Source organism: Wohlfahrtiimonas chitiniclastica (assembly GCF_002252325.1).
Taxonomy (GTDB): Bacteria; Pseudomonadota; Gammaproteobacteria; order Cardiobacteriales; family Wohlfahrtiimonadaceae; genus Wohlfahrtiimonas; species Wohlfahrtiimonas chitiniclastica.
In genome coordinates this window covers 225,446-247,025 of the sequence record NZ_NEFL01000003.1, presented here as the reverse complement: position 1 = coordinate 247,025, position 21,580 = coordinate 225,446, and the positions used below count along the sequence as shown (strand labels likewise).

Genomic DNA, 21,580 nt, shown 5'->3' with positions numbered 1-21,580 from the left:
GATGTTTAATCATTTTAGCAGCGGCGCGACGTGGGGCAAAATGTCCGCAAATTCTGTAATGGCGTGATGAGGCAATCCATGTTTATCACAATAATGGATGAGTTTGCCTTTTGCATAGACAAAGTCGATCACATGGGAGACACAAAAGTCTGAAGTGCCATCGCCCACATACAGCACTTGATCATAAGTTTGATACAAAATGTCCGCTTGATGACATTTGCAATTGCCGCTCTGTTTCTTACAAAATGTGGTGGCATACGGAAATTCTAAGTGCCAAGCTTCATCCCCATCATACACCAAGTGATTGGCAATGATCGGCACATTCGTGATGCCGTGGCGCTGTAAAATATAGTCAATCGCGTAATCTAAACCATCGCTGACGATGGCAACGGGCACTTCGGCTGTTGCCATTGCTTGCAAAAAATCCACAAATGTGGGATCAATCGCAATGGTGTCTAAACATGCATTGAGCGCCGCTGTATCGGCTTTAAGCAACGCAATTTGCCCCTTCATGCACTCAAGTGAGCCGATCATACCAGCTTCCCAAGCGGCTTCTAATTCATCACATCCCGCTTGCCCAAAATGCTCAATCAATGTGTCGGTGACATCTTTGAGGCTGATGGTGCCATCAAAATCACACAAAAAAATGCTGCTGACTGTCACAAGTAATTGTCCTATTTGAATAATAATTGTGCTGTATTATCCTAAAAAATCCGCCAACTGTTGTGACTGTTCTGTGTAGTTTGTGTAACCATTCATCAGCGAGAGCATAGAGGGGATGTGCTATACTCAATGGATAACATGACGATAAATCATCGAGTACGAGAAACATTATGTCTAAACATATCCTCATTATAGAAGATGATACACGGCTTGCTGCATTGACCAGTGAATACTTACAAATGCACGGCTTTACCGTGACGTGCCATGCGCGCGGCGATACAGCTGAAGCCACGATTTTACATTTATCACCGGATTTGGTGATTTTAGATGTGCTATTGCCAGGTAAATCAGGCTTTGACATCTGCCGCGATGTGCGCCCTTTTTACACGCAACCCATTTTAATCTTAACGGCGAGTGAAGATAACATTGACGAAATCATTGGGCTTGAGCTTGGGGCGGATGATTATTTAACCAAACCTGTAGAACCGCGCCGCTTATTGGCTCGCATCCGTGTATTGCTGCGCCGCCAAGCGCCGAATCATCCACAACGATTGGTGTTTGGCGACTTAACCATCGATGGCAGCAATCGCACCGTGCAAATCGCGCATGAGCTTTTAGATTTCACCACGGCGGAATTTGATCTTTTATGGTTACTCGCGAGCCGAGCGGGCACCATTTTAACCCGCGATGATCTGCTCAATGATCTGCGCGGCATTACATTTGATGGGGATGATCGCTCGATAGATGCAAAAATCTCCCGCGTGCGCAAAAAGTTACAGGAAGATCCTGACAATCCCACGTGGATCAAAACGGTGCGCGGTAAAGGTTATCTCTTCACCCTAGACAACTAAATGTTTCATAAGGATCGCATGGGCAAATCACAACAATATTCTCAGCAGCCATCCCTCACTTCACGCATCATTTTGTATTTGCTCATCATGCTTGTGGCGCAAAGCATCATTGTGTATGGCGCGCTCCATATTTTTGTGGCATTGCCCCACGAATGGACGGGACTCAGTGAAGATTATGAGTTCTATCAAAAAATGCTCGGCGAAAGCGCAAAGCTGCTCGCAGAGCAATTCACTGGCGACCCTATTCATGATCAAGAAGTGGTCAATACCATCGCCAATCGCTTTAACTTTAATGTGGAGATTCTGCCGCTTGGCACTGAATTATCAAGTGACGTTTTAGCCCAATTCAATGGGGATAATTTAGCCTATGATGATCGCTTAAATACGCTCTATCTTCGTTATGGCCCAAATGACCAATTGCTGCAAATTGGCCCGCTTGCCAATAATGACATTTTAGATGCGGACACCTCTGCCCTGCTCATTTTTATTTTGGTCTGTTCTGTGGTCAGCGCCTTGATCTTTGTCTGTTTGCTGTTTATGGCACTGCTGCCCTTATGGCGAGATGCCATGCGCCTACGTGCAACGGCTGAACAGCTCACCATTGGCGATCTCTCTGCCCGCGCGCCTAAAGCCCACAGTTGGTTATTTAAAACATTGACGGAAGTGGTCAATACCATGGCAGATCGGCTCGATCAACAAGTGCGCAACAGTAAAATCATTTTCCATGCCATGGCGCATGAACTACGCACCCCGATTGCGCGCCTGCGTTTTGGGCTCACCATGATGGCGGAGTCAGAAACTAAAGAGAATTTTAACCGCCAATTGCCCGGCATTCATCATGATTTAGAGGAGCTCGAAGCCCTCATCAATACGAGCCTGAACTTTTTTAAAATGCAGCAACAAGATGTATTGCCCAAAAAACATGCCACAGACATTGTCACATGGGCGCATCAACTGTGCGATGCCTTAATCCCCATGAAGCCAAGTCATGTACAAGTGACGCTTGCCATTGAAGATGTGTCCTTTATGCTCGACACGAAATTGGCCACATTAGCGGTCAATAATTTACTGCTCAATGCCTTTAAATATACATCAAGCCGCGTGAAACTCGCCATCTTCACGGTGGACGATGAATTACACATCGCCGTCAGTGATGATGGCGCAGGCATCCCAAAAGAGGCTTATGATGAGATTTTCCGCCCATTTTCCCGTTTAGACAACAGCCGCACACGAGAAACCGGCGGCCATGGCCTTGGGCTTGCTTATGTGGAACTCATTGCCAAATCCCATCAAGGCGCCATTGAAGTCAGTGAGAGTGAATGGGGTGGCGCACAATTAACACTAATATTAGTATAATATACTATTTAATAATTAAATCATTTTTAACTGATAACAAATAAAATAAAGGAGTATTATTAATACAAGATTATTATTTATATTAAATAATATTTCTTAAGCCTATTAATAACACTACGAGGTACAAAAAATGACTATTAATACTAATATCCATGCTGTATTTATCGGTGATCAGGCAGAAAATGGTGATCGTTTTGCTAAAATTCTTAATCAACTAGTACAAGATCATTTAAGTTGGCGCAAAGATTATTTACCCACAGACCGCCCAGGCATTACAGAGGCCGAGCAAAAAACTCCTGACTTTATTGCCACAGATGAGCGTATGAGTGGCGTGATGAATGAACTCTCTAGACGTTTAAGATCAGGTTCTGTACCTTGGAATAGTGCAGGTCGTTATTGGGGTCAAATGAACTCTGAAACTTTATTACCTGCAATTGCAGCATATAGTTTTGCAATGTTGTGGAATCCTAACAACGTTGCTCTTGAATCCTCAATGGCAACTTCAGAAATGGAAGCAGAAATTGGAGCAGATTTCGCAAAATTATTTGACTTTAATGAGGGCTGGGGTCATATCTCTGCTGATGGTTCAATCGCTAACTTAGAGGGCATTTGGTATGCTCGTTGTGTTAAATCCATCCCTTTAGCCTTACAAAAAGTCTTACCAGAGAAAGTCGCTGGTAAATCTGAGTGGCAATTACTGAATATGTCAGTCGAAGAAATTTTAGAAATTTGTGAGTCATTAACACCAGAAGAATACGATGCAGTCAAAGCTGCTTCTTCACGCAGTGGTCGCAATATTCCTAAACTTGGAAAATGGATTGTGCCACAAACAAAACACTATTCATGGGTCAAAGCAGCCGATATTATTGGTGTCGGTCTAGATCAAATTGTACAAGTCCCTGTTAAAACAAACTACCGACAAAATGTTGAGGAACTGGAAAAAATTATTCGTGACTTAGCTGCGCAGAAAACACCCATTCTTGGTGTCGTTGTGGTGGTTGGTACAACAGAAGAAGGCGCCATTGATGAAGTGGATAAAGTTGTTGCATTACGTGAAAAATTAAAAGCAGAAGGCATTTATTTCTATATCCATTGTGATGCTGCTTATGGTGGTTATGGCCGATCTCTATTCATTAAAGAAACTGGCGAATTCGCTGAATATGATGAGCTGCCTGAATTATACAAACAACATAATGTTTTCTCATATGATGTTAAAATTTCAGAAGACATTTATAACGGCTACAAAGCCATCAAAGATGTAGAATCCGTGACCATTGATCCACATAAAATGGGCTATGTTCCATATGCTGCTGGCGGCATTGCCATCAAATATAAAGCCATGCGAAATATTATTTCTTATTTTGCACCCTATGTATTTGAAAAAGGTATTAAAGCGCCAGATATGTTGGGGGCATTTACCCTTGAGGGCTCTAGGGCTGGGGCAACTGCAGCAGCTGTTTGGGCTGCACATCGCTGCGTTCCCTTAGACATTACAGGTTATGGCCGTTTAACTGCAACATCTATAGAAGCCGCTTGGCGATTTAGAGATTTCCTCTCGACCTTAACATTCAATATTAATGGCATGACCATTAAAGCACATCCTTTAAATCATCCTGATCTTAATATGGTTGACTGGGTCTTTAAAATTGAAGGCGAAACGAGCTTAGCGGCAACAAATAATCTCAATGAAGAGATTTTCAAATACTCATCTTATCTTCATGGCAATGACTTCAATAATAGATTCCTGACATCTCACACAGCCTTCTCAACAGAGGATTATGGAGATAGTCCACTTCCATTCTTAACCTCTATCGGTTTTTCTGCACAAGAATGGAAAAATGTTAAATCTGTTACTCTCTTAAGGGCTGCAATCATGACACCATATTTAACCAATGATGCTTTATTCGATTATTATGCGGCATCTATTAAACAAGCCTTAGAGCAAAGAATTACAGAAGTTCTTGGCAATCAAAAATAATCTTTGAAGGTCACTGGCTGAGATGTTAATACATCATCTCAGTCAGCCGTCCGTACCTTTCATCTTCATATAAATAGAAATTGAAGGAGAAGAATGATGGTCACTCAATCTAAAAGTAATACCATAGGTTTACTTACCTTTATCGGTATGACCTGTGCTTTAGTCGCCAGCGTGCGTAATATTCCTGATCTTGCAGCCACAGGATGGAATATGTTTTTATTCATGGGCATTGCTACTTTTGCTTTTGCACTGCCCATTACACTCATATCGGGAGAATTCGCTGGCATGAAGCCAGAAGCCGGCGGACCTGAATTATGGGTTACTGATAGCTTAAATGAACGCTGTGGATTCATCACATCATGGTTATTATGGGTACAGATGTTCCCTGGCATGGTGATGGTCGGCTCCGCACTTGCACCTTTATTAGCCATCGCTATTGGTGATAACTCATTGAGTGAGAGTAATATTTTTACCTTAGCTTGTATTCTAATTGTTTATTGGGCCATTTCTATTCTCAATATCTTCTTTGATATGGCAAAAATTGGCGGCAAAGTGGGTGCATGGTTTGGCGTTTATATTCCTGTCATTATCCTATTGATACTAGGAATTGCTGCAACATTCAAAACGGGTGTTCAAGTGAATAATTATCTTGGTGAGTTCAGTGCAAGTAAATTATTCCCAGATTCATTCTCAACCACAGGGACATTACAATATCTAGCTGCCATTTGCTTTATTTTTAGTGGCATAGAAATGTCATCTGTTTATATCACTCGATTGAATAATCCAATTAAAACATATATTAAAGGTATTTTCATTGCCTTAATCTTTATGTTGCTATTCAACCTCATTAATGCTTTCTTTGTAGCAAATAGCGTATCTTTTGGCAAAATTGAACTCAATAATATTGCACAAGCGCCTGTGATTTGGATTCACGTCTTAGGTCTTCCTTCATGGCTTGCGAATGTCTTTGCTGCCTGTGTATTCATTGGTGTGGTTGTACAATTGTCTGCTTGGGCATCTGGTCCTTCTAAAACCATTCAAGCGAGTGCACGAAGAGGCTTATATCCCCCTTCTTTAGGTTTCTGGCGTGAAAATAAATACGGTGTTTCTCGCTCTATTATCCTTACACAAGCTGTCATCATCTCCATTTTTGCTTTAGTTTATTTATTAATCCCTGCCGTTAACTCTGCGTTCTTATTACTTGTCACCTCAACCTCAGTGATTTACTGTGTGGTTTATGTACTCATGGCGATTGGTATCTTACGCATGCGTTACACTGCTGCGGATGCTGCGCGACCATTTCGTATCGGTGGTTCTAAAAATAAAAGTAACTTTTGGATCTGGTTTGTTGTTGTTGTATTACTCTTGACCATTGCAATCTCTGTCATCTTAACTTTAGTCACGTTTTCTGCCGTAGATGCTTTGATTGTGATCATCATTACTGCCGTTATGGTGCTCATCCCGCTATATGTGCATCACATTAGAAAACCCATTTGGAAAACCCAAGTGGAGGCACAATTAACTGCATTAAACCAACAGCATTTATTACCAACACCTAAACCAGGCGCAACACTTTCTAAAACTCAAGCATAAAGAATGCCTACATTAATTAAAAATATCCGGAGGCATAGATTGATCTATTCCTCCGGTTTTTTTAATTTAAAAACTGATAAAACTAAAAATTAGAGGTACGAATATGTCAAACGCTCATCGTCCCATCACATCTGAGCTAGGATTAATCTCTTGTGTCGCCTTTGCAGTAGGATCTATGATCGGCGGCGGTGTATTTGCCCTAGCGGGAGTCGTGGTTAAAGATACAGGACCTGGCGCACTTTTATCCTATTTATTTGCAGGCATTATTGTCTCTCTATCCGCGGTTAGTTTTTCTGTCGTCGCAAGCCGAGCACCTAAAGGCCAATCAAGTTATTACACACTTGGTGTTGAACTTGGAAAAATATGGCAATTCATCACAATGTGGGCTTTTTATATCTCCACTGTGACTGCCGTCGCATTTATGCTCGTTTCATTTGGCAATTATCTACAATACTTTTTATCCTCAAGCAATGCTTTATTGCTCGCTGTTTTTGCACTGGTGTTTTTAGTTATTTTAAATCTCACATCGACCGCAACCGTTGGAAAAGTAGAAAATTTACTGGTTGGCTTTAAACTCTTAGTCTTATTTACCATGATAGGTTTTGGCTTGGCAGCTTTTTCATCACAAAAGCTCACACCGTTCTTACCACATGGACAAGCACCTGTACTATCATCAACAGCAATGCTCTTCAGTGCTTACTTAGGTTTCAGTGTCATTACCAATATGGCAGATGTCGTTAAAAATCCACAAAAAACTGTGCCTTTAGCTTTAATGATCAGTATTGCAATTGTCACGATTGTTTATATGGGCATCGTTTTTGCTCTCTTAATGGCCAGGGGCAATTATAATAACAATGCAAGCCTTGCATCTGCAGCCAATATTTTAATGGGCAATTGGGGAAGTTTACTTGTCGCTTTTACAGCCTGTGTATCAACCTTATCAGGCTCTAATGGATCATTACTGGGAATCAGCGAGTTAATCATACGTATGTCTCAACAAGGTTCGATTCCAAAGTTTTTAGGTCGTAAAAGTCAATCAGGGCATGCCCAAATGAGTGTTTTATTATCTGGCTGTATTGCTTTGATTTTAATGCTAACTGGTGATATTTCTAGCATTATTGCTTACTGTAGTGTTGCAGGTATTTGGGGATTGGTCATGATGAATATTTGTGCAGGTAAAATCGCTTGGAATAAATGGGGCAACATTGGAATGAAATTGCCCTTTGGCATTCTCATTCCAACACTTGCTGGCATCACAGCAACCTCTCAACTATTTTTAATGGATTGGAAACACTCTGTGATTGGAACCCTAATGGTTGCAGCTGGATTCATTATCTATTTCTTTCGCCCTAAAACCACACCGACACTATGATGATTGTTTTAAATAAAGCTCCGCCCATGCGTGCGCCGTATCGTTCCATTCAGGTTGGATGCTGCTTAAATGGGCACGCGCTGCTGCCAAATCACCTTGCGCTTGATAGTGTTTACCTAAATTCAATTGTGCCTGCCCAAAGCACCATGCTTGATCCTCAAGGGCAATCGCTTGCCAATGACGCACAGCGTCTGCCATATTGTCCTTTGATTTTGCCAAATCTGCCAAATAGAGTTGCGCCCAAGCAAAGGATTGTGCATCATCTTCTCGATGAATGGCGCGCCAATAATGTTCTGCTTTCTCTAGGTTGCCGCGCTGCTCTTCTAACTCACTTAAATGGAAAAGCGCTTTGGCATAACAATTGCGATCCCACGCGGCATCAATTGATTGCCAATGGTGAATCGCCTCAGCCTCATGACCGCGATCAAGCGCAAGCTCGCCTAAATTGAGCTGCGCGCGAGCATAACAAGTGGCATCCCACTCAAGGGCAATGGTTTGCCAATAATATTCTGCACCCTCTAAATCGCCCGCAGATTCTGCCAAATCCCCAAGATAAAGCTGAGCCACCGCATAAATGGGTAAACTCCAACTCATCTCGATCATGCGCCAGGCCACAAAGGCAGATTCAGCATCATGAGCTTTCGCATGCGCCATGCCAAGCAACATGTAACGGCGCGCCGAATCAAAGGGAAATTCAGTCTCTAAATCACTCAATAGTGCAATGGCATCAAGATATTTTTCTTCATGCAATAAAGCTTCAGCGCTGTTTAAACGTTGATCAATGGTGGGATTGTGCATTTCTCTCTCCTTAAATATTGACGATGATTTTACGTGATTTTAAGCCCAAGCCCTAATGATCACGCAAAAACCCATAATATGGATAACAATACCATGCATCATCCTCAAGATCACATTGCATGAGTTTGGCAAAATAGATGCCCTTTTCTGCATCAAAATGATCCCCATATTCTTGATCTAAATAGAAAGACAACAACTCATGCTTAACAGTGACATCATTTGATGTTGCAACCCCTTCCTGCAAATGTAGCGCTTGTTTCAGATCTTGCGCCACGCCTTCACCATTAATGTAATGTCTTGATAAGCGCATCATGGCTCGTGGATGCCGCCCAGCGGCGGCTTTTTTCAAAAACATCAATCCTTGTTGCTGCATGGTGGGATCATCAATCATTAAAGCGTCAATCGCCACATTGTATTGCCACTCTGGGGACTGAATGCGTTCATATAGCGCATGTGCTTTGTCTGCATTTTGCGACACAATTGTGCCCATTTCATATAATCCGCCTAAATGATAAAGGGCGGGATCATGGTTGAGATTCGCCGCCTTCTCCACAATGCCCAACATTTGCTGCTGCATTGCCACATCATTTTGACTGAAGACATAACCACTCAATGCTTCATACGTTTTCATCAATGCTGAAGGATCACTGCTGTTCACTATATTGGCTAAATGCGTAGCCAACAATGCTTGATGTTTCGGGGCAACGGTTCGGATTGTGCCATTGATCGTAGTGGTTTCTGTCAATAAGCGCTCTAATGCATCAACATTACCCGCTTCGGCTGCCCGCTCAAGCCACGTATAAAAACGCCCCTCATCCATCTCACTGCCATCATTTAAAGGATTGAGGTAATACCAATCCGGGCTCCATGCAAAGAGTGTCATTAAGCGATCAATTGCAGGAGCGCCGCCCATTTTAGCGGAGGACTCAAACAAGGCATCAGCTTGATGCATATCCTTTGGCACAATTTTCCCTTCTGCATAAATGATGCCAAGCATGCGCTCGGCATTATAGTTCCCAGCCTGTGCCGCTTGTGTTAAGGCAGTGATCATAGCATCAGCCGCTTCTTTAGAAAGCTGAGTCTCCCCGTTAAAATATTGCTGGCGCGCCCATTCATACGCAGCATCGGTTGAGCCCAACGCCATCGCCGCCTGCAATGCAGCAATGCCCGCTTGATACTCATCATCCATGCCTTCGGCTTGCTGAAAGTGTGCATGTGCCAAACCCATCCACCCTTCTGCATTGTTTTGCTGAGCGGCGGCACTGAACCACTGCTCCCCTGCCCGATAATCCGCATGACTGCACAATGTATCGGCGTCACACTCCACATATTCACGGGGCGTATTGTCTGCAAGGCACTGCCCATAACGCACTTGATCGGCTGCATTGCCAGCATCAGCCGCAGCTTTAAGACTTGCACACTCAGTCAGTGCGACGGCTGAGGCATATCCACCCAGCACAAGCATGATCGACAACATTAAACCACTGATTTTAAATAATTTCATGACTTTAATTCCGATAAAAGTGACCATTGATTATCCATGAAATCAATGGTCACCGATAGCGCTTTTGATGAATTTTTTGCACCTAAACAGATGTGGACACATCCACAAGCTCAAAGGCTTTCACATCAAATAAACCATTAGACGTGAGTTTAATCTCAGGGATCACTGGCAATGTCATAAAGACGAGCGTCATCAAAGGATGAAAAGCATCTGAGAGGGCAAATTTTTCACGCGCTGTGTGAATGAGATGATCAATCACTGTCGCCACCTCTTCTGCGCTTTGATTTGTCATCAAGCCACCAATCGGTAAGGGTAAATGCGCCAACACTTCTCCATGTTGTACTAAAGAAAAACCGCCGCCCATGGCTTCAATGTCTTTCACCGCGCAAAGCATGTCTGCATCATTGTCACCCACCACCACAATATTGTGGGAATCATGGGCCACAGAAACAGCAATCGCACCATTTTTCAAGCCATAACCAGACAAAATGCCCAGCCCCATATTGCCCGTGGCATGATGGCGCTCGATCACTGCCAACTTATTGAGCCCGGGATTTAAATCAGCCTGAAATTGCCCGGCTGCATCACGCGCGACTGTTAATGTGAGATTTTTGGTCACCACACTTTTAGGAATCACACCGATGGCACGCACTTGATCACTCGTTAAGGGCAAAGCAAAATCCGCTTCACAAATGGGCGCGATGTTGATGGTATTGAGCACATCTTCACAATGATATTCCGGCAACTCCACCAACATTTTGCCATCGCGCGCCACTTCTTGCCCCATGGAAAACACATGGCGTGGCGCAAATTCTATCAGATCATTGACGATCAACAGATCCGCATCCTTACCCGGTGCAATCGCGCCTTTGTCATACAAGCGGAAACATTCAGCGCCATTGAGGGTTGCCATCGTCACAGCCAATAAAGGATCGACCCCATATTCCACCGCTAAGCGCAGACTTTTGTTGATGTGCCCTGTGGTCAAAATATCATCGGGCTCACGGTCATCCGTACAAAATACGCAGCGGCGCGCATTGCTTGGCGTCACTGCAGGCAATAGATTCAATAAATCCTTACAGGTTGAACCTTCACGCAGCAAAATGTATTGCCCCATCGTCAAACGCTTTAACATGCCTTCTGTGTCTGAACACTCATGATCCGTCATGATGCCCGCTGCCACATACGCCGTTAAATCCAGCCCTTTCATGCCGGGGCTATGACCATCAATCACACGATTGTGACGCTTTGCCATCATGATTTTGTTCATCATTTTATCTTCATGATGCGTGACGCTTGGATAATCCATCACTTCACCTAAGCCTAATACGCCATCATCGGCCAACAGCGGCTCAAGATCTTCTGCCTCTAACACAGCGCCCGCAGATTCAAAAGGTGTGGCCGGCACGCAAGAGGGTAATTGAATTTTCACATGCAGCGGCAAATTGCGGCTGGCATCGAGCATATATTGAATGCCCTTCACGCCGCATACATTGGCAATCTCATGCGGATCGGCAATGATGGTTGTGGTGCCAAACGGTAAAATGGTGCGCGCAAATTGCACAGGCGTTAATGAGGAAGACTCAATGTGCACGTGCCCATCAATGAGCCCTGGCATCACAATGCCACCTTTGGCATCCACAATGTTTTTGGCATCATAATCATGGCCAACGCCGACAATTTTACCGCGCCCAATGGCGAGCGGTCCTGGCATCAACCTTTGGTTATACACATCCACCACCTGACAATTGATGATGAGGGTATCAACCGGTATGCGCCCGGCGGCCATGTCAATCACAGCATTGAGATTCTCTTTATCCAACATATTCTCCTCCTTAACCTTTGATGCGGCCATGGCTACAGCTACATTTTAAAACAGGTTCTGTCACCGCTTGGGCAGCAAAATCAATGACGCCTAAATCCGTAATGGCAAAATCTGGAATCGCCGTAATTTGTAAACAACACATGTAAAAGAGCGGATCCGGTAAATTGCACCCTAATTGACGGGCAAGCATTAAGAGTTTCTCTTCTTCTTTAGCCATCGCTTCAGGCTCTAAATCAGAGACAATCCCGGCAATCGGTAAGGGTAAGAAGCCTAAAATCTCGCCATCTTTGACGATCACTTGCCCGCCGCCATTGCTGGCTAAATGGTTCACTGCCAATGCCATATCTTCACTGTTTGTGCCGATGCACACCACGTTGTTATCATCCGGGGCACACGAGCTTGCCATCGCGCCCGCATTCAATTGCCAACCAGACACAAAGCCCACCGCAGGCTTCACATTCGTGATACCAAAGCGCTCAATCACCGTGGCATATAACACATCTTGCTCAATGTCTGGCAGGACGATGCCATTTTCGACATTCAATTCCACATCGCGGGCTTTACGCACAAAGGGCACATCAAAATCCACAGCAAGCGATAAAGCATGCACGCGATCACTCTCAATTTCTGTGCGCACACACATGTCAGCAGCCTGAACAGGCTGCATTTTCATGGTGTTCAATAATAAAGGACTACGCACGGGCGGCGTCAATGTTTTACTCATTTTGCCATCGGTGACCACGGTTTCCCCTTTGGCAATCACGCCATCGATCTCAAATTTCACCAAATCTTCCACCAAGAGAATATCCGCATAGCGCCCTGGGCTGATTGAACCCACTAAATGGTCAATGCGATAAGCTTCGGCTGAGTTCAAGGTGCCCATTTGAATGGCAGTCAATGGATCAACGCCGCTTTGAATGGCCATGCGGATCAATTTATCCATGTGCCCATTGGTCAAGATTTCTGAGGCCACCACATCATCCGTACAAAAGCTCACACGGCGCGCCACACGTGGATTTAAATGGGTGACGATCTTCATGTTCTCTTCTAAAAAATGAGAAATGGAGGATTCACGAATGATGACAAACATGCCTTTACGCACTTTTTCCATCATCTCTTCATGATTATAGCTTTCATGATCAAGGCGCACGCCGGCGCATAAGACAGAATTGAGTTTCTCACCGCGATTCATGGGGGCACAACCAAAAATGGGCAAGCGATTGTCACGTGCGAGCTCTAAAGCACGCATCACATCCGGATGCTTATTTTCCACAAATTCGGACACAGTTTCCCAAACGCCATACACTTCTGGCCATTTTTGTACCGTTTCATGCACTTCTGCCGTCACATTGAACGCCACATTGCTTTGCGGCAATGTATACGGCGTGAAAAAAGGTAAGCCCCAGAACACATGCAGTGGTAATTCATCAATCTCTGCCAAAACCTCTTTGATGCCTTCTAAACCTGTGGTCACCACATATTGATCAAGCCCAGAGACAATGCTCGTGGTTCCATGTGGAACCACCGCTTTAGCAAAACTGGTCATGGACAATTTGCTGCATTCAATGTGCAAATGCCCATCGATTAAGCCTGGCACCAAATATTTACCTTTAGCATCGATGATTTCTGTGGATTGCCCAATGTAAGCATCCACATTGCCAGTGGCAACAATTTGTGTTTTGTAAATGGCCACATCCGCGGGATAAATTTCGCTGGATGTGACATTCACCAATAAACCGTTTTTAACGACACGATCTGCGGGGATTTTTGCAGCACCTGCATCAATCATTTCTTGAATGGATTCTTTTCTCATTATGAACTCCTAACAATCAATACTTATAAAAAAATGTAGCGCAACAAAAATAAGAGCGCCATTAAACCGGTACAAACCGTAATGTCTTTGAATTTTCCAGCCAACAATTTCAGCACCACATAGGTGATGAAACCTAAGGCAATGCCTTCTGTGATGGTGAAAGTAAAGGGCATCGCAACAGCTGCGACAAAAGAGGGTGTGGCTTCGGTGAGATCATCCCAATCAATTTTAGAGAGCTCGGAAATCATCAAAACACCAATGTAAAGCAATGCCCCTGTGGTGGCATAAAGGGGAATCATCTTCTCAAGGGGTGAGAAAAAGAGGAGCGCTAAAAATAAAATGCCCACTGCAAAAGACATCAAACCTGAGCGCCCACCGACTGCAACGCCTGAGGCGCTTTCAATGTATGCCGTCACTGCAGATGTGCCCATGTATGAGCCCACGGCAGAAGCACTACTGTCAATCAATAGGGATTTTTGTTGATTCGGATAATGCCCTTTGTCATCGGCTAAACCGGCTTTTGTAGTCACGGCAATGAACGTGCCCGATGATTCAAATAAGTTAATCAACATGACGGATACAATGACGCCCACCATCGAGAAACTTGCGATCTCTTTAAATTCCAATTGCCCGGTGACTGGCGCAATGGAAGGCGGCATGCTGACTAAACCATGATAAGAAACCTCAGGATCCACAACTAAAGCAATGGCTGTGATCACCACAAAGGAGATCAATACAGAGGCATACACATTGCGCTGCGCTAAGGCAATCACAATCAAGAAACCTAAAGATCCCAAAATGAATGACAAACTTTTTGGATCACCAAGTGCCACCATCGTGTCAGGATTCGCCACAATGATGTGAGCATTGTGTAGACCAATCAACGTGATCAATAGCCCACAACCCACACTGATGCCAATGCGCAGCGAATGAGGAATGTTTGAAACCATCCAATAACGGATTTTAAAAAGCGACAATAGAAAAAGAGAGACGGCGCTTAGGAAAATGAGCGTCATGCCGGTTTGCCAAGTCAGGCCATTTGACCCCACTAATACATAAGCAAAATAAGCATTGATGCCCATACCGGGCGCGAGCGCAATCGGCAGTTTTGCCACCACGCCCATCAACACAGAGGCAATGGCGGTGATTAACACCGTAGTGACAAAAACAGCTTGTGTGTCCATACCGGCGGCGCCCAAGATTTTTGGGTTCACAAACGCGATATAGACCATCGTAATGAAGGTGGTGAAAGCAGCGATGAGTTCCTGCTTGAGGGATGTATTGTGGCGCTTTAGTTCAAAGTATCGCTCAATAAAAGCTAACACGGGTGACTCCTAGATAATAGATGTTGCATCATGTGTGATGCGCGAGAAGGTAACTTAAGTTTGTTTTTCTTATGGGTATGTCTTTAAGTCACCTCCTTCACCTATTTAATCTAGCGTCGCCTAGCGAATGTTAGAAAGGAGGAGGATACAGCGATGCTGATCCCGCGGTCGCGGTATCTTTGGGGGTATCAAAATGCGATAGAACATTTTCTTCCTTGTGCGCTGTATTCAGTGAAAAATAAGTTTCGTATTTTATGCCTCTTTTTTCGAAAGTCAATCATAAAAAAAAGCCACAACCCTGAGGATTGCGGCTTTTTCAATCTGTTCAATGCATTAATTCACTGCAATGTATCCTGCGGCAATTAACAATAAACTCCCTGAAAATCCTTCCACGACTCTGCGGCGCGTATCGCTTGGCGCGCCCTTATTGCCAAGGCTCGCTAAGCTTAAACCGATTAAACTATAAACAACGGCGCAGCTCACAATGAAGATGCCCGCAAGCATTAAGGCTTGCAATGCATAAGGCTCTGAGGATTTAATAAAATTCGGTAAAATCGCCAAATAAATGAGCAAACCTTTCGGGTTTAAAAAGCTCGTTAAAAAGCCCTTACGAAAAAGGTGCTGCGTGATTTTAGCATCTTTGGCAATCTCTAAAATCCCGCGCTTCATGGCAGAACGGATCATGCATGCCGCTAAATATAGTAAATATGCAACACCCACCCAACGGATCACATTAAATAAAATCGGAGAGGCTGCCACCAATGCCGCCACGCCAAGGGCACTTAAAATGGCATGCACACAATAACCGGTTAAAATCCCTGCATTGGCAATCATCACCGCGCGCTTCCCTGCCGTTAAACCCTGAGAAGCAATGAATAAAACATCGGGCCCTGGCGTACACACCAAAGGAAAAACCGCGATCCCAAACAACAACACATTATCAAAAGCCATGAGTTCCACCCCAATACAAAACGGCTGCTATTGTAGTCTTTCATTGTTGAAATTTTTGATTGTAGTTATCATTCATCAATGATATTTTGCCATTTTATTTCAAATATTGATGAAAAATTAGCATATGACACCGATAAAATTAGACAGCATTGATCGCCGCATTTTAAGGGCATTACAAAAGGATGCAAGCTTAGCGAATACTGATCTTGCCAAACTTGTGGGATTGTCGCCTTCACCTTGCTTGCGCCGTGTGAAATTACTGCAAGAAGCTGGCGTGATTAAGCGCTATGTGGCCATCATTGATGGCGCAAAAGTCGATGCAGGCTTAACCCTTTTTTCCCGCGTGTGGTTTAAAGCACAAGATGCGAAAACCATCGATAGCTTCATTGATGCCATTCAAGACATGCCAGAGATCATCGAGTGTCATTTAATGGCGGGCGAATGTGATGCATGGCTTCGCATTGTGACGAAAGATTTGGACAGCTATCGCCATTTTCATGCCAATAAACTCACCACCATCAAAGCAATTTTGAGTGTCAAAACTGATGTACCAATGGATACCGTCAAACTCACCCACAGTTTGCCAATTTAGCGGCATAAAAAAAGCGCCTTTCGGCGCTTTTTCATCATCCATTAAACAAAGTCTAACGTCGGTGGTGTCGGCTCAGCTGCTGAACCACCATCATCTTTTGGCTTACTGTTTAACGAAGAGTTACTAAGTTCGCGATCATGCATGATGTCATCCACTTGCTGTGCATCGATGGTTTCCACATCTAACAACACATTCGCCATACGGTGTAAGCGCTCGATGTCATCTTCTAACACTTTTTTCGCACGGGCATAGTTTTCGTTCACAATGCGGCGCACCTCTTCATCGATCAATAACGCTGTCTCATTTGACATTGTATCCTGACCTTGAGATGGGCGACCCATCATGCCACCATCACCATCGGGTGCATAAAATAGGAAACCTAACTTGTCAGATAAACCCCATTTTGTCACCATGTTGCGCGCCATGTTGGTGGAATGCTGAATGTCACTCATTGCGCCGGTGGTCACTTTGTCATAACCAAAAATAAGCTCTTCGGCAATGCGGCCACCAAAAATCATCGCCATTTTGTTGTTGAGCCATTGACGTGAATTGCTGACGCTGTCATTTTCTGGCAATGTCCAAGTCACACCCAATGCACGGCCACGCGGAATGATGGTCACTTTATACACAGGATCAGATTTTAAGCGATACGCCACAATCGCATGCCCAGCTTCATGATACGCTGTTAAACGCATTTCATCTGCCGTCATCATCAATGAGCGACGTTCTGCCCCCATGAAGATTTTATCTTTAGCAGATTCCATATCATCCATGCCCACATCATTTTTATTTTGACGCGCTGCAAAGAGTGCTGCTTCATTGACTAAGTTTGCTAAATCCGCACCTGAAAAGCCTGGTGTTCCTTTTGCTAAACTCAACACATCCACATCTGCAGCTAACGGCACTTTACGCAAATGCACTTTTAAAATCGCTTCACGGCCTTTAATGTCAGGCAATGGCACAACCACTTGACGGTCAAAACGACCTGGGCGCAACAATGCAGGATCTAAGACATCCACACGGTTTGTCGCTGCAATGATGATGATGCCTGAGTTATCGCCAAAGCCATCCATTTCCACAAGCATTTGGTTCAAGGTTTGTTCACGTTCATCATGTCCACCGCCTAAACCTGAACCACGATGACGACCGACCGCATCAATTTCATCGATGAAGATGATGCAAGGCGCATGTTTTTTCGCTTGTTCGAACATATCGCGCACACGTGCCGCACCCACGCCCACGAACATCTCCATAAAGTCAGAGCCTGAAATCGTGAAAAATGGCACGCCTGCTTCACCGGCAATGGCTTTAGCCAGTAAGGTTTTACCGGTTCCAGGTGGGCCAACCATCAAAATACCTTTGGGCATTTTACCGCCTAAACGCTGGAATTTAGTGGGATCACGTAAGAATTCCACCACTTCGCCCACTTCTTGCTTCGCTTCATCGGCGCCCGCAACGTCTGAAAAACGGGTTTTCACTTCATCGGCGTTGAGCATCTTCGCTTTAGATTTACCAAAGCTCATCGGGTTTTTACCACCGCCCCCTGATTGACGCATCATGAACATGATGAGGCCAAATAAAATCAATACAGGCAATAAATTCAAGATAATGGAGAGCAAAATTCCGCGTGAACGCATCTCTTTACCCACGATCGTTACATCTTTTGCACGCAACAAATCGATCAACATACCATTATTGGTTTCAGGATTATATGTGGTAAAACGCTGACCGCTGCTGTAGGTACCATTGATTTCCGGTCCTGCAATTGTCACTTCTTTCACACGCCCGTCATCGATGGCATTCAAGAACTCTGAATACGCCATGCCTTGCCCTGGGGTGCTGCCAAAGTTTTGAAACACCAACAATACACCAAGTATTGCGACGATCAAAACAATGATATCTCTTCCGTTATATTTCAAAAGATTAACCTCTTGCTAAGTTAAAAAATTGTGGTTTATGAGAATAAATTTCAAACTGCAACTATACCGAATATCTTGAATTTAGTCACCATTGACACATGAATGGGGCTAAATATATTAAATTCAATGGTTGCGTTACTCTTTGCGACCTTTAAAGCCGCGCGCTAATAGATAGATCTCTGAACTGCGAGCACGTGAGGCTTTTGGCTTACGTGTGAGGACTTTGTCGAAATTCTCGCGCAATTGCTTTAAATACTCCTCAAAGCCTTCCCCTTGGAAGATTTTCATTAAGAAATCGCCGCCCGGTTTTAAATGGTGATAAGAGAAATCAAACGCTAAATCTAATAAATACATCATGCGCGGCTGATCCACACCTTTCATGCCGCTTGTGTTTGGCGCCATGTCCGAGATCACCACATCAATTTTACGGCCATCTAATAAGGCTTCTAATTCATGTAAGACGCTCTCTTCACGAAAGTCACCGGTAATGATGTCCACGCCTGCCACAGGATTCATTGGCAAAATGTCTAAGGCGAACACCTTACCATTGTGCCCCACTTTATGCATCGCGTATTGCGACCAACTGCCGGGCGCTGCCCCTAAGTCCACAATCGTCATGCCCGGTTTAAATAAACGATCTTTCTCATCCATTTCTGAAAGTTTATAGATCGCGCGTGAACGCCAGTTTTCCTTGCGTGCACGTAATACATATTCATCATCATGATGCTCTTTGAGCCATCTTGAACTGCTTGGTGTACGTTTTTTACCCATAATTATTCACTTTAATATTGCAATTGGGCACAATCCCAGAGCATTTTGACCTCACTTGGCGTCAATGCCCGAAATTGTCCCGGTTGTAAATCATGGCCCAAACAAAGTGGACCATACTCAATGCGTTGAAGCTCTAGCACATAACGATCAACCGCTAGAAACATCTTTTTCACTTGATGAAATTTGCCTTCTGTTAAGGTTACAAAAGCTTCGCTCATCGTTTCACTGCTGCTTATAATATCAAGTTTAGCAGGCGCACAACAAATCCCGCCGATAAACTCAATGCCCTGCATAAATTGTGTCACCATTTGTTCAGTCAACGCACCATTGACCACCACGCGATATTTTTTGGTCACATGATATTGTGGCAATGGCAAGCGGTAACACAGTTGTCCATTGTCCGTTAAAATTAATAAGCCTTCTGTATTGCGATCAAGGCGGCCAATGGGCACAACGCCTTTTGGCAATCGATCACACACCGTCGGATGCGCAGCATCTTTGACGGCACACACCACGCCTTTAGGTTTATTCATTAAATAATAGTGATGCTGTTTAAGGGAAAAAGGCGCGCCATCCACTAAAACTTCATGCAATTGCCCATCCACTTCAATGGCATCATCAAAAACAGATTGACTATTGATGAGGACTTTGCCCCCTTTAAACAATTGATGAATGCGCTTTTTAGCGTAGCCGCCATCTAACAACAGTTGAAACAATCTCATTAATGTTTCGGGGTTTTATTTTGTTTTAATGTCAAAGAACGCGCCCTGGCCATTAAGAAACCGCCACTGACCAATCCATAAAAGATCAATAGAATGAATTCATCTCGTTTTGATAAAGAAAAGAATGGTAAAATGACCACCAAGATTATGCCCGCAACCAAAAATGTCACGGCAAGCATTCTTAAGCTTAAGAAAAGCTGTTGGATTTTGTGAGGTTGCGATAAGCTTGCCTCCACTTTTTTTTGACTAGGATCGTTACTCATGACTCAAATGAAATTAACCAAAGAACACATTCACTCTTTAAAAGGTCTTGCTCACTCCATGAAGCCAGTTTTAATCATGGGCGAGAAAGGCGTGACAGAATCATTCTTAGCAGAAGCAGAACGTGCGATAGAATACCATGAATTGATCAAAATTCGTATCGCTGGCGATGATCGCGATGCGAAAAAAGCCATTGCTGCACAAATCACAGAAGCCTTAGGCGCAACGATGATTCAACACATCGGCAACGTGATCACCTTGTTTAAGCGCAATCACGAAGAGCCAAAAATTTTCTTTAAATAAACAATTAACCCCTCACATAGGGGTTAATTTTTATCCACATTATGGTTTTTTCTGTGGCTGAGCCGGCGCTGCCATCACTGAACTGATCACAGTAAAGGTATCGAGCACTTGCGCAATGATTGTGGTGCGATACATGCGATAACGCTTTTCATCTGGATTTAAGCCCAAATTTTGGATCACATAATACACTTGTCCATTGCCAGAAAACGTCCCTTTCATCGCGAGGTTTTTCCACTCTCCACCATTATCAATCTTTGAAGGCGCTTTACCTTCTCGCATCTCTGTCACAGCTTTATTGAGTGCATTTTCTGCAATGGCATCACACAAAACACCTGTTTTTGTTGTGCACGCTTTCCATGCATTCTCTACGCTGATTTGAGTCTCTTCAATCTGATTCAAAGCACGCATGGCAAGATCTTCCGTTTCTTGCTTAAAGCTCACATACTGAACACTTCGAGTGACACTGGTGTTTTGCTGATACAAACCTAAACCAATGACGGCAAAAATGATCAACATGATCAACGTAATGTATAAGATGAATCCTTGTTGTTTTTGAAGTATACGCATTATTTATTAGGCTCCGGTTCACGACGGCTATCATCAAGCACCACTGTGTAAGGTGTTTTAATGGCGGGATCATCTAAATCAATAATCGTGATGGTTGGGCCATTCACTGTCACATCTTTTAATAATGCATTGGCCGTCTTTTTCAGTGCCGCAACCGACGCAGGATCTAACACATTATTGTCTTTTGGCTGTAAATTGAGGCGATCTGTAAAATCGGCAATCAAAATGGGCACTGCCATCTCTGTGCGAACTTCACCAAGATCCTTGACTGCTCTGTTTTGTAATTTCACAAGCCCCACCAATGCGATGGAAAAAATGGCCAGCGAGATTAAAAACTCCAACAGAAATGAGCCTTGTTGTCTTTTTATTGTCATCTTACCCTCTGAGTATAATTCGGCATACGGCGGCTATGATAA

General features: G+C 43.9%; 19 protein-coding genes. 7 read left to right on the top strand and 12 right to left on the bottom strand.

The annotated features are described in order from the left end of the window. Nucleotides 1-9 precede the first annotated feature (9 nt). Nucleotides 10-663 (bottom strand): MtnX-like HAD-IB family phosphatase, encoded by a 654-nt coding sequence (locus tag B9T10_RS08810; protein ID WP_094493791.1) that lies wholly within the window; start codon nucleotides 661-663, stop codon nucleotides 10-12. Between the two features lie 170 nt (nucleotides 664-833). Here B9T10_RS08810 and B9T10_RS08805 point away from each other — a divergent pair, with 170 nt between their 5' ends. The 5 genes from B9T10_RS08805 to B9T10_RS08785 all read left to right on the top strand — a co-directional run bounded on the left by B9T10_RS08805 (nucleotide 834) and on the right by B9T10_RS08785 (nucleotide 7,813). Further along, nucleotides 834-1,514, top strand: a complete 681-nt coding sequence (locus B9T10_RS08805; protein ID WP_008315439.1) for a winged helix-turn-helix domain-containing protein — start codon at nucleotides 834-836, stop codon at nucleotides 1,512-1,514. Between the two features lie 18 nt (nucleotides 1,515-1,532). After that, nucleotides 1,533-2,870 (top strand): ATP-binding protein, encoded by a 1,338-nt coding sequence (locus B9T10_RS08800; RefSeq protein ID WP_094538293.1) that lies wholly within the window; start codon nucleotides 1,533-1,535, stop codon nucleotides 2,868-2,870. Nucleotides 2,871-3,000: 130 nt separating this feature from the next. After that, the gene (gene tdc / locus B9T10_RS08795) at nucleotides 3,001-4,848 is read left to right on the top strand and encodes a tyrosine decarboxylase (RefSeq protein WP_094538292.1); all 1,848 of its coding nucleotides are present in this window, start codon (nucleotides 3,001-3,003) and stop codon (nucleotides 4,846-4,848) included. 93 nt (nucleotides 4,849-4,941) lie between these two features. Continuing rightward, complete coding sequence (locus B9T10_RS08790; protein ID WP_246782071.1) at nucleotides 4,942-6,441, top strand: amino acid permease; 1,500 nt, start codon at nucleotides 4,942-4,944, stop codon at nucleotides 6,439-6,441. Between the two features lie 103 nt (nucleotides 6,442-6,544). Beyond that, the gene (locus B9T10_RS08785; RefSeq protein ID WP_094538291.1) at nucleotides 6,545-7,813 is read left to right on the top strand and encodes an APC family permease; all 1,269 of its coding nucleotides are present in this window, start codon (nucleotides 6,545-6,547) and stop codon (nucleotides 7,811-7,813) included. Here B9T10_RS08785 and B9T10_RS08780 read toward each other — a convergent pair. From B9T10_RS08780 to B9T10_RS08755, 6 genes are all read right to left on the bottom strand, one after another. Further along, nucleotides 7,808-8,611: a tetratricopeptide repeat protein gene (locus B9T10_RS08780; protein WP_094538290.1), complete on the bottom strand. Its 804-nt coding sequence runs from the start codon at nucleotides 8,609-8,611 to the stop codon at nucleotides 7,808-7,810. The genes B9T10_RS08785 and B9T10_RS08780 overlap by 6 nt on opposite strands. A 52-nt stretch (nucleotides 8,612-8,663) precedes the next feature. Then, nucleotides 8,664-10,115 (bottom strand): tetratricopeptide repeat protein, encoded by a 1,452-nt coding sequence (locus B9T10_RS08775; RefSeq protein WP_094538331.1) that lies wholly within the window; start codon nucleotides 10,113-10,115, stop codon nucleotides 8,664-8,666. Nucleotides 10,116-10,197: 82 nt separating this feature from the next. Beyond that, complete coding sequence (ade, locus tag B9T10_RS08770; RefSeq protein WP_094538289.1) at nucleotides 10,198-11,940, bottom strand: adenine deaminase; 1,743 nt, start codon at nucleotides 11,938-11,940, stop codon at nucleotides 10,198-10,200. Between the two features lie 10 nt (nucleotides 11,941-11,950). Further along, on the bottom strand, nucleotides 11,951-13,753 hold the full coding sequence (locus B9T10_RS08765; protein ID WP_094538288.1) for an adenine deaminase C-terminal domain-containing protein: 1,803 nt from the start codon (nucleotides 13,751-13,753) through the stop codon (nucleotides 11,951-11,953). A gap of 23 nt (nucleotides 13,754-13,776) precedes the next feature. Continuing rightward, complete coding sequence (locus B9T10_RS08760; RefSeq protein ID WP_094491783.1) at nucleotides 13,777-15,078, bottom strand: NCS2 family permease; 1,302 nt, start codon at nucleotides 15,076-15,078, stop codon at nucleotides 13,777-13,779. Between the two features lie 333 nt (nucleotides 15,079-15,411). Next, nucleotides 15,412-16,029 carry a LysE family translocator gene (locus B9T10_RS08755; RefSeq protein WP_063503238.1) on the bottom strand — a complete coding sequence of 206 codons (618 nt, stop codon included), beginning with the start codon at nucleotides 16,027-16,029 and terminating at the stop codon, nucleotides 15,412-15,414. Between the two features lie 124 nt (nucleotides 16,030-16,153). Between B9T10_RS08755 and B9T10_RS08750 the strand changes: the two genes are divergently transcribed. Further along, nucleotides 16,154-16,621, top strand: a complete 468-nt coding sequence (locus B9T10_RS08750; protein ID WP_008315449.1) for an Lrp/AsnC family transcriptional regulator — start codon at nucleotides 16,154-16,156, stop codon at nucleotides 16,619-16,621. 41 nt (nucleotides 16,622-16,662) lie between these two features. Here the strand turns inward: B9T10_RS08750 and ftsH are convergent, their stop codons facing one another. From ftsH to B9T10_RS08735, 3 genes are all read right to left on the bottom strand, one after another. After that, a complete protein-coding gene (ftsH, locus tag B9T10_RS08745; RefSeq protein ID WP_246781931.1) occupies nucleotides 16,663-18,510 on the bottom strand; it encodes an ATP-dependent zinc metalloprotease FtsH in 1,848 nt (615 codons plus the stop codon). A gap of 165 nt (nucleotides 18,511-18,675) precedes the next feature. Continuing rightward, nucleotides 18,676-19,311, bottom strand: a complete 636-nt coding sequence (gene rlmE / locus B9T10_RS08740) for a 23S rRNA (uridine(2552)-2'-O)-methyltransferase RlmE (RefSeq protein ID WP_008315452.1) — start codon at nucleotides 19,309-19,311, stop codon at nucleotides 18,676-18,678. 11 nt (nucleotides 19,312-19,322) lie between these two features. Continuing rightward, nucleotides 19,323-20,033: a 16S rRNA pseudouridine(516) synthase gene (locus B9T10_RS08735; RefSeq protein WP_246782186.1), complete on the bottom strand. Its 711-nt coding sequence runs from the start codon at nucleotides 20,031-20,033 to the stop codon at nucleotides 19,323-19,325. Between the two features lie 261 nt (nucleotides 20,034-20,294). On the opposite strand from B9T10_RS08735, the gene B9T10_RS08725 reads away from it, so the two are divergent. After that, nucleotides 20,295-20,597, top strand: a complete 303-nt coding sequence (locus B9T10_RS08725; protein ID WP_008315455.1) for a YhbY family RNA-binding protein — start codon at nucleotides 20,295-20,297, stop codon at nucleotides 20,595-20,597. A 39-nt stretch (nucleotides 20,598-20,636) separates the two neighbouring features. Here the strand turns inward: B9T10_RS08725 and B9T10_RS08720 are convergent, their stop codons facing one another. Both B9T10_RS08720 and B9T10_RS08715 read right to left on the bottom strand, forming a co-directional pair. Beyond that, entirely contained in the window at nucleotides 20,637-21,164 is a 528-nt protein-coding gene (locus B9T10_RS08720) for a hypothetical protein (protein ID WP_094538285.1), read from the bottom strand. Continuing rightward, the gene (locus B9T10_RS08715; protein ID WP_246781929.1) at nucleotides 21,164-21,538 is read right to left on the bottom strand and encodes a type IV pilus modification PilV family protein; all 375 of its coding nucleotides are present in this window, start codon (nucleotides 21,536-21,538) and stop codon (nucleotides 21,164-21,166) included. The genes B9T10_RS08720 and B9T10_RS08715 overlap by 1 nt, the downstream gene beginning before the upstream one ends. Nucleotides 21,539-21,580: the final 42 nt, after the last annotated feature.

Excerpts from the sequence above, each read along its gene's own strand:
- B9T10_RS08805 (WP_008315439.1), top strand. The coding sequence starts at position 834 with ATGTCTAAACATATCCTCATTATAGAAGATGATACACGGCTTGCTGCA.
- B9T10_RS08800 (WP_094538293.1), top strand. The coding sequence starts at position 1,533 with ATGGGCAAATCACAACAATATTCTCAGCAGCCATCCCTCACTTCACGC.
- tdc (WP_094538292.1), top strand. The coding sequence starts at position 3,001 with ATGACTATTAATACTAATATCCATGCTGTATTTATCGGTGATCAGGCA.
- B9T10_RS08790 (WP_246782071.1), top strand. The coding sequence starts at position 4,942 with ATGATGGTCACTCAATCTAAAAGTAATACCATAGGTTTACTTACCTTT.
- B9T10_RS08785 (WP_094538291.1), top strand. The coding sequence starts at position 6,545 with ATGTCAAACGCTCATCGTCCCATCACATCTGAGCTAGGATTAATCTCT.
- B9T10_RS08780 (WP_094538290.1), bottom strand. The coding sequence starts at position 8,611 with ATGCACAATCCCACCATTGATCAACGTTTAAACAGCGCTGAAGCTTTA.
- B9T10_RS08775 (WP_094538331.1), bottom strand. The coding sequence starts at position 10,115 with ATGAAATTATTTAAAATCAGTGGTTTAATGTTGTCGATCATGCTTGTG.
- ade (WP_094538289.1), bottom strand. The coding sequence starts at position 11,940 with ATGTTGGATAAAGAGAATCTCAATGCTGTGATTGACATGGCCGCCGGG.
- B9T10_RS08765 (WP_094538288.1), bottom strand. The coding sequence starts at position 13,753 with ATGAGAAAAGAATCCATTCAAGAAATGATTGATGCAGGTGCTGCAAAA.
- B9T10_RS08755 (WP_063503238.1), bottom strand. The coding sequence starts at position 16,029 with ATGGCTTTTGATAATGTGTTGTTGTTTGGGATCGCGGTTTTTCCTTTG.
- B9T10_RS08750 (WP_008315449.1), top strand. The coding sequence starts at position 16,154 with ATGACACCGATAAAATTAGACAGCATTGATCGCCGCATTTTAAGGGCA.
- rlmE (WP_008315452.1), bottom strand. The coding sequence starts at position 19,311 with ATGGGTAAAAAACGTACACCAAGCAGTTCAAGATGGCTCAAAGAGCAT.
- B9T10_RS08735 (WP_246782186.1), bottom strand. The coding sequence starts at position 20,033 with ATGAGATTGTTTCAACTGTTGTTAGATGGCGGCTACGCTAAAAAGCGC.
- B9T10_RS08725 (WP_008315455.1), top strand. The coding sequence starts at position 20,295 with ATGACTCAAATGAAATTAACCAAAGAACACATTCACTCTTTAAAAGGT.
- B9T10_RS08720 (WP_094538285.1), bottom strand. The coding sequence starts at position 21,164 with ATGCGTATACTTCAAAAACAACAAGGATTCATCTTATACATTACGTTG.
- B9T10_RS08715 (WP_246781929.1), bottom strand. The coding sequence starts at position 21,538 with ATGACAATAAAAAGACAACAAGGCTCATTTCTGTTGGAGTTTTTAATC.